The 6844-nt window shown below is 62.4% G+C and carries 7 protein-coding genes and 1 tRNA gene; 6 read left to right on the forward strand and 2 right to left on the reverse strand.

Translation table 11 applies throughout. The features are described 5' to 3' along the window. Positions 1-278: 278 nt before the first annotated feature. Positions 279-587, forward strand: a complete 309-nt coding sequence (locus VFE81_RS14430) for a DUF2288 domain-containing protein (protein WP_325045247.1) — start codon at positions 279-281, stop codon at positions 585-587. Then, the gene (locus VFE81_RS14435) at positions 584-1972 is read left to right on the forward strand and encodes an MATE family efflux transporter (protein ID WP_325045248.1); all 1389 of its coding nucleotides are present in this window, start codon (positions 584-586) and stop codon (positions 1970-1972) included. The genes VFE81_RS14430 and VFE81_RS14435 overlap by 4 nt, the downstream gene beginning before the upstream one ends. 268 nt (positions 1973-2240) lie before the next feature. On the opposite strand, the gene VFE81_RS14440 is transcribed toward VFE81_RS14435, so the two are convergent. After that, positions 2241-2402, reverse strand: a complete 162-nt coding sequence (locus VFE81_RS14440) for a hypothetical protein (RefSeq protein ID WP_325045249.1) — start codon at positions 2400-2402, stop codon at positions 2241-2243. A gap of 156 nt (positions 2403-2558) precedes the next feature. Between VFE81_RS14440 and VFE81_RS14445 the strand changes: the two genes are divergently transcribed. The 4 genes from VFE81_RS14445 (at position 2559) to VFE81_RS14460 (ending at position 4824) form a co-directional block, all read left to right on the forward strand. Beyond that, positions 2559-2732, forward strand: a complete 174-nt coding sequence (locus VFE81_RS14445) for a hypothetical protein (RefSeq protein WP_175051169.1) — start codon at positions 2559-2561, stop codon at positions 2730-2732. Between the two features lie 163 nt (positions 2733-2895). Beyond that, positions 2896-2972 (forward strand) — tRNA-Pro (locus tag VFE81_RS14450). 360 nt (positions 2973-3332) lie between these two features. Beyond that, positions 3333-3791: a phosphohistidine phosphatase SixA gene (gene sixA, locus VFE81_RS14455; protein WP_325045250.1), complete on the forward strand. Its 459-nt coding sequence runs from the start codon at positions 3333-3335 to the stop codon at positions 3789-3791. A 220-nt stretch (positions 3792-4011) separates the two neighbouring features. Next, positions 4012-4824, forward strand: a complete 813-nt coding sequence (locus VFE81_RS14460) for a GNAT family N-acetyltransferase (protein WP_325045251.1) — start codon at positions 4012-4014, stop codon at positions 4822-4824. A gap of 105 nt (positions 4825-4929) precedes the next feature. Here the strand turns inward: VFE81_RS14460 and ppx are convergent, their stop codons facing one another. Further along, on the reverse strand, positions 4930-6555 hold the full coding sequence (ppx, locus tag VFE81_RS14465; protein WP_325045252.1) for an exopolyphosphatase: 1626 nt from the start codon (positions 6553-6555) through the stop codon (positions 4930-4932). Positions 6556-6844 lie beyond the last annotated feature (289 nt).

Raw genomic sequence — 6844 nt, forward strand, 5'->3', positions numbered from 1 at the left:
GCCACCTCATTTGCCACCTCATTTGCCACCTCATTTGCCACCTCATTTGCCACCTTATTTGCGACACTATTCGCCGCGAGGAGACGCTCCACGTCGGTACGCGTGAGTGTGGCATCCGTTACCACATGAGCTTGCGCGCCCGTAGCCGGCGCCGTTGAATCCAGTGACATGAAGGTTCAGAATGAAATTCGAAAGACCCTAAGCGTACCGGAACGCGCCCCGCCCCGGCGGTCCGCGCCAATGGTTTATAGTAACGGCCCCGTCAGACCCCGCTTACGATGACTTCCAACGACGCCTCTCATAGCCCGCTGTACGCCAAGCTGCTCGCCGAAACCGCCAAAATCGGCTGGGCCGAACTCGAACGCTTTTTCGCTCGCGGTATTTTGCTGCGCGTCGCGCGCGACATCGATCTGGTGAGCGTCGCCGAAGCCATCGCCGGCGACGACACCACGCAGGTCACGCAATGGCTGTCTTCCGGCCTCGTCGAACGCGTGCAGGCGGAAACCGCCGCCGATTTCGCCGAGCGCGATCCGGATCTGTGGGCGGTGGTCGTCTCGCCATGGGTGTGCGTGCAGGAACGCAATTGAGCGACCGCGCGGACGCGCCGAAGGAAGTCCCCTCGGGGGACGGCGCGGCCGCGACGGCACCCGCCGTTCCTGTGCGCTGGCACCGCCGGGTGCTCACGCTGGCGTTTCCAATCGTCCTCGCCAATCTCACACAGCCGATTCTCGGCGCAGTCGACACCGCGGTCGCCGGCCATCTGGACGGCGCTTCCTATCTCGGCGGCGTGGCGCTCGGCGGCCTGTTCTTCAATTTCGTGTTCTGGGGCTTCGGCTTCCTGCGCATGGGCACCACGGGCCTCGTCGCGCAAGCGCACGGCGCGGGGGATCACGCGGAGCTGCGCAACAACGTCGTACGCGCACTGTTGCTCGCGGCGGCAATCGGCGCAGCGGTGCTTCTGCTGCAAGTGCCGCTGATCGGCTACGCGTTGCGCATGATCGGCGGCAGCGACGCGGTGCAGCACAACGCGCAACTCTACTGCCACGCGCGCATCTGGGCCGCGCCGCTCGCGCTCGGCAACTACGTGGTGCTCGGCTGGCTGCTTGGTACGCAGAAGGTGCGGCTCGCGCTTCTATCGCAAGTATTCATCAACAGCGTGAACATCGCTGCAGTGCTGCTGTATGTGTACGTATTCGACTGGGGCGTGGCCGGCATCGGCGCGGCCACGGCCACAGCCGATGCGCTCGGCTCCGTGCTCGGCGCCGCGTTGTTGTGGCACGGCAGGCCGCGCGGTTTGCCCGCGCTGAACCGCGCCGCTCTCTTCGACGCAACCGAGCTCAAGCGTCTGGTGGTGCTGAATCGCGATATCTTCGTGCGCACGCTCTGTCTGCTGTCGTCGTTCGGCTGGTTCGCGCATCTCGGCGCGAGGCAAGGTGACGACACGCTTGCCGCCAACGCGCTGCTGCTCAATTTTCAGACCTTCATGGCCTACGGGCTCGACGGTTTCGCGCACGCTGCCGAAGCGCTGGTTGGGGCGGCGATCGGCGCGCGCGACCGGCACGCTTTCGCGCAGACCATCAAGGTGACGTCGCTGTGGTCCGCGCTCGGCGCACTGGGCTTCTCGCTGGTGTACTGGGGTGCGGGCTCATGGATCATCCAAGGTCTGACCAATCAGGCCGGGGTGCGCGCCGCGGCCGAGACTTATCTGCCATGGGCCGCGCTCTTGCCGGTGATCTCTGTGTGGGGTTTTCTGCTCGACGGCGTGTTTATCGGCGCCACTCGCACGCATGAGCTGATGACGTCGATGGTGGTGTCGTTTGCGGTATTCATCGCGGCGTCGTGGGCTTTGCTGGGGCTGTATGGCAATCACGGTTTGTGGGCCGCGATGCTGATCTTCATGGCCGCTCGCGGGGTCACGCTCGCGCGCTTTTTGCCGGGCGTCGTGCGTAGCATGGCGGGGGCCGCCACCTAGCCTTTGTTTTGGCACCCGGCATGCATCATGTGCCGTGCGTTTTTGTCTTACGGAAGTGCGCGGTTTGCCCCGCCGCAAACGAACGACGCGCTATGCGCTCATCTCCGCAACGCCGCGCACGGTTACGGCTTGAAACAAGCGCACACATATCGCGGGTGCACCTCGCCCTAGAATAACGGCAGCCCGCGCTTTCCGCGCAAACAGTCTGCGCGGGTCAGAAGCACCGGCGTGCCCGCGTCGGCGCTTCGCTTTCATTCCCGGCAAGCGCTCAGAGCGTGGGCGCAATCACGGGTGGCCGGTCGTCGGTAGGCACGCCGTGGTAATCGACGGGATCTTTCGGCGGCGGCCCGCCATGATGCCCGGAAGGGTCGTTGGCACAGCCGGCGAGTCCGGCAGCCAGCATCAACGCAATCAACAAAACGCGGTTCATAGACTCTCAAGACAGAATGACAATAACGGCAACGAAGCGCCGAGAGTCTACCTGCAATTCACATTCGACGACGTTAGGCCTGGCAGTCTCCCTTCTCCCATTTTGTTACGCGTGACCTACTATAAAGGCATGGCTGCGTGTCATAGGAGGACTGCCATGGACGCTGAATCGATCGCAGGTCTGATCGGACTTGCAATAGGTCTACTCGTGCTGCTCGCCCTGTCGATTTTCGAATCGAGAACCTACAGGCGCGAACACGACGGCGAAGGCATGCTGCATCACTGGGTCACACACCAGCACATGCCGCACTGGATGCGTCGCCGGCACTGAGGGGATAAAACGGCTGCTCGTGCGCCTTGCGCGTATTCCGAACGGGCGCGCGCACTGCGGCGCAACTTTTTGCTGCCCGCTGCCGACGTCTGAGACCTTTTTCATCCCGACGCAATTCGTGATTGACTCTGGCACCCAATGCCACGTAGAATCTCGGATTCGTCGGAGCGTAGCGCAGCCTGGTAGCGCATCTGATTTGGGATCAGAGGGTCGAAGGTTCGAATCCTTTCGCTCCGACCAACGAAAAAGCAATACGAAACCCGCGTCGCCTTCGGCTTCGCGGGTTTTTGCTTTTGGGCGTCAGGCGATCATGGGCCTATGCGGGCTGATGCAAACTCAAACTTATGGCCCGCTTGGTTTCATACGGATCACATGCTGGCTCAATGAAAACCGCGTGAAAACCGCGTGAAAACCGCGCGAGCGTTCGATACGCTTCGCCTCGATATATACGCCAACCTGCATGTCAACATGCGCCGGCATACGCCAATGCTTATACGCGCCACCCGCGCCACCGCCTTGCGCCATGACGAGCCCGCATGCGACAGTGATTGAAAACCCGGCGCTGCTGTCTACGCCGCAACCAGAGTCAAGGAGACACGCATGAATCTGATCCTCTGGCGTCACGCCGAAGCTGAAGATTTTGCCGCCAGCGATCTCGCCCGCGCACTCACCACGCGAGGCCGCAAACAGGCGCAAAACGTCGCCAAGTGGCTGCGCACCCGCCTGCCCGACGACGCAGTGATCCTCGCGAGTCCCGCAGTGCGCACCATTCAAACCGCCGAAACCTTGAGCGACCAGTATCGCGTGGTACGCGAACTCGCACCCAACGCCAGCGCGGACGACGTACTCAAGGCCGCCGGCTGGTCAGCAGGCATCGCACAGACCGTTGTGATCGTCGGCCATCAACCGACTCTGGGCCACGTTGCGGCGCGTCTGCTTGGCAATAGCGACGCGAGTTGGCCGCTCAAGAAAGCCGGCCTGTGGTGGATCGAAAGCCGTGAACGCCACGGTGACGACCAGGCCGTGCTGCGTGCGGCAATGAGCCCCGATCTGATCTGAACCGGCCGCGCAGCCTGGCGATCAAAGCGGCCGCCGGGCCCGCAAGTCGCAACGGTCGCGCGGAAACAACACACGGGCCCCCAGGCCCACGACATTACAAGCCGCGCGCACGCAGCTTACGGGCCGTCATCCAATCGTCATGGCTTTGCCATGCGAGCGTCACCAGGCGTTACTACATTGGCGAAAAAAGAAATCTCCCTTTTTTCGACCAGGACGCCACATGCGAGAACTGCCGACGCCCACCCTGCCCCTGGCTTCGATCTTCGAAACGCGTCGCCTGCCGCGCGCCGAAGAGACGGTCACTGCCCAGCATCGCCTGCAAGTTACGTGGGCACGCACCGACGAGGAACTGCGCGAGGCCCAGCGTCTGCGCTACCGTGTATTCGCCGATGAAATGGGCGCTCGTCTGACAGGACCGGCCGGCCTCGACGTCGATTCGTTCGATTCATACTGCGATCACGTGCTGGTGCGCGATCTCGACACGCTGAAGGTGGTCGGTACATACCGCGCGCTGCCGCCGCACCAGGCTGCCCGTATCGGACGCCTGTATGCCGAAAGCGAATTCGATGTATCACGTCTCACGCATCTGCGCGCGAAGATGGTCGAGGTGGGCCGTTCATGCGTGCACCCCGACTATCGCAGCGGCTCAGTGATCATGTCGCTCTGGGCAGGGCTCGCCGCATACATGAAGCACAACGGCTACGAGACGATGCTCGGCTGCGCCAGCGTCGCGATGGTCGATGGTGGCCACTACGCGGCGAATCTTTACTGCGCGCTGCGCGACAACGCGCTGACGACGCCGGAATATCGCGCGTTCCCGCACACGCCGCTGCCGGTCGAAGAATTGCAAACCGGCGCCGATGTCGCACCGCCGCCGCTGGTAAAGGGTTACCTGCGCCTCGGCGCGAAGATTTGCGGCGCACCGGCATGGGATCCTGACTTCAATACGGCGGACTTTCTGACGCTGTTGCGTCTGACGGATATCAACGCGCGTTACGCTCGGCACTTCCTTGGCGACGCGTCGCCGCGCTAAGCGGCGCGCAAATCACCCGGCTAATTCAGCCAACGACTGATGCACATAAAAAATGCCCGGCAATTCATTCTCCGGGCTTTTTCATTTACAACGCACGCATGACGCTCAATCGTCGGTGTAGACCACGCGATAAGGGATGCCGACCTTCTCCCACTCCGCAGCCTCCTGGATCAAGCTGTAATCGGTCAAGGGATTGTTGGCCACCCACTCGTTCGGCAAACGCACTTCATAACCGCCGTTGACCTGCGCGACCGCGATACCCGGCAGGCCGACATCCGCACGCCGGCGGCACAGCAGCGCCGCGAGCCGCAGACAGAACAACAGCGGCCATTCCACTTCGCGCGTTTGCGACAGCTTGCCGAGTTTCCCTGCATGGCCGAGCACCAGCGCGGCGAGCCGCGCCTGGTCGGTGCGCGAAAAACCCGGCATATCGGCGTTGCTCGCGATATAGGCCGAATGCTTGTGATAGGCGCTATGGGAAATCGACAGCCCGATTTCATGCAAGGCCGCAGCCCAACCGAGGAACATGCGGTTCTCGACGCGACGCTCCTGATCCGGCTCGGCAAACTGGTCGTAAAAACGCACCGCGAGTTCACCGATACGCCCGGCCTGCGCGCGATCCACGCCATAACGGCGCATGAAACCTTCCACCGTCACCGTGCGCATATCTTCGTGCTGCGAGCGGCCCAGCAAATCGTAGAGCACGCCGAGGCGCAGCGCGCCGTCGGTTGTATCGACGTAATCGACGCCGAGTTCGTCGAACACCGCGATCATGATCGACAGGCCGCCGGCCAGCACCGGAATGCGATCCCCCTTCAACGCGACCAGCTTCAAACGATTGACGTTCTCCGCCTTGATCAGCGCGCGCTTGAGGCGCTCCAGCCCGCCGCGCGAGATGCCGTGCGTGATGCCCGGATCGTTGAAGCCGTTTGCCTCGACCAGTTCGGCGAGTGCCCGGGCCGTGCCGGACGAGCCGATGGCCTGTTCCCAACCCGTTTTCTTGTACTCGGCGGAAATGATCTGAATTTCGCGGCCCGCAGCGAGTTCGGCCTGCCGCATTGTGTATTCGTCGACATTACCCGCCGGGAAGAATGCGCGGCTATGGCTCACGCAGCCGATATACAGGCTCTCCATCTTGATCGGCGTGTAATGCGAACCGATGATGAATTCCGTCGACCCACCGCCAATATCCACCACGAGGCGTTTGCCCGCGCTCGCAGGCACGGAGTGGGCAGCCCCGGCATAAATCAGACGCGCTTCTTCACGCCCGGCAATCACTTCGATCGGGAAGCCGAGTGCGGCTTGCGCCTCTCCAAGGAACTCGCTCGCGTTCTTGGCGATACGCAGCGTGTTGGTGGCAACGGCGCGAACGTGGTCGGGATGAAAGTCGCGCAGCCGCTCGCCGAAGCGCTTGAGCGCGTCCCAGCCACGCACCTGCGAGGCGCGGTCCAGCATCTTGTCGCGCGACAAACCAGCGGCAAGACGCACCGACTCGCGCAATGCGTCGACCTGATAGATCTGGCTACCCGCGTCGGTTTCCTCGACCCGGCCCACGATCAGCCGGAAGCTGTTCGAGCCGAGATCGACGGCAGCGAGGAGTTGTGGCGTATTGACCATCGGGTAAGCGGACTCCATGCGCGCATGCGCGGCGGCGTTGGATGCGGAAGGTGCCGGATGCCCACCGGATGCCTTGGCCGCCATATGACCGGTTGCGCTGTTCAAAGACGCCATTCTAAGCGTACCGGGCCTCACGATGTCGCCTCACAGTGATGGGGGTGCCCTATGGTCCCATATGCACTGCGTCATAATTACGACACGCAACGAATACGGCGTAGAATTTATAACATTGAGAATGTCATAACAACGTCATCATACTGTGAGAATTTCCGAGCGTCTTTTCGTCTCCCTTCCTGAAATTCCATTCTCGCTGCCGATGTCCATCCGCTACCCCTTATTGAATCGCGAGTTGGGCATTCTGGGTTTCAACGAGCGTGTGTTGGCACAAGCTGCCGACCCAGCC

The organism is Paraburkholderia sp., assembly GCF_035656215.1.
Lineage (GTDB): Bacteria > Pseudomonadota > Gammaproteobacteria > Burkholderiales > Burkholderiaceae > Paraburkholderia.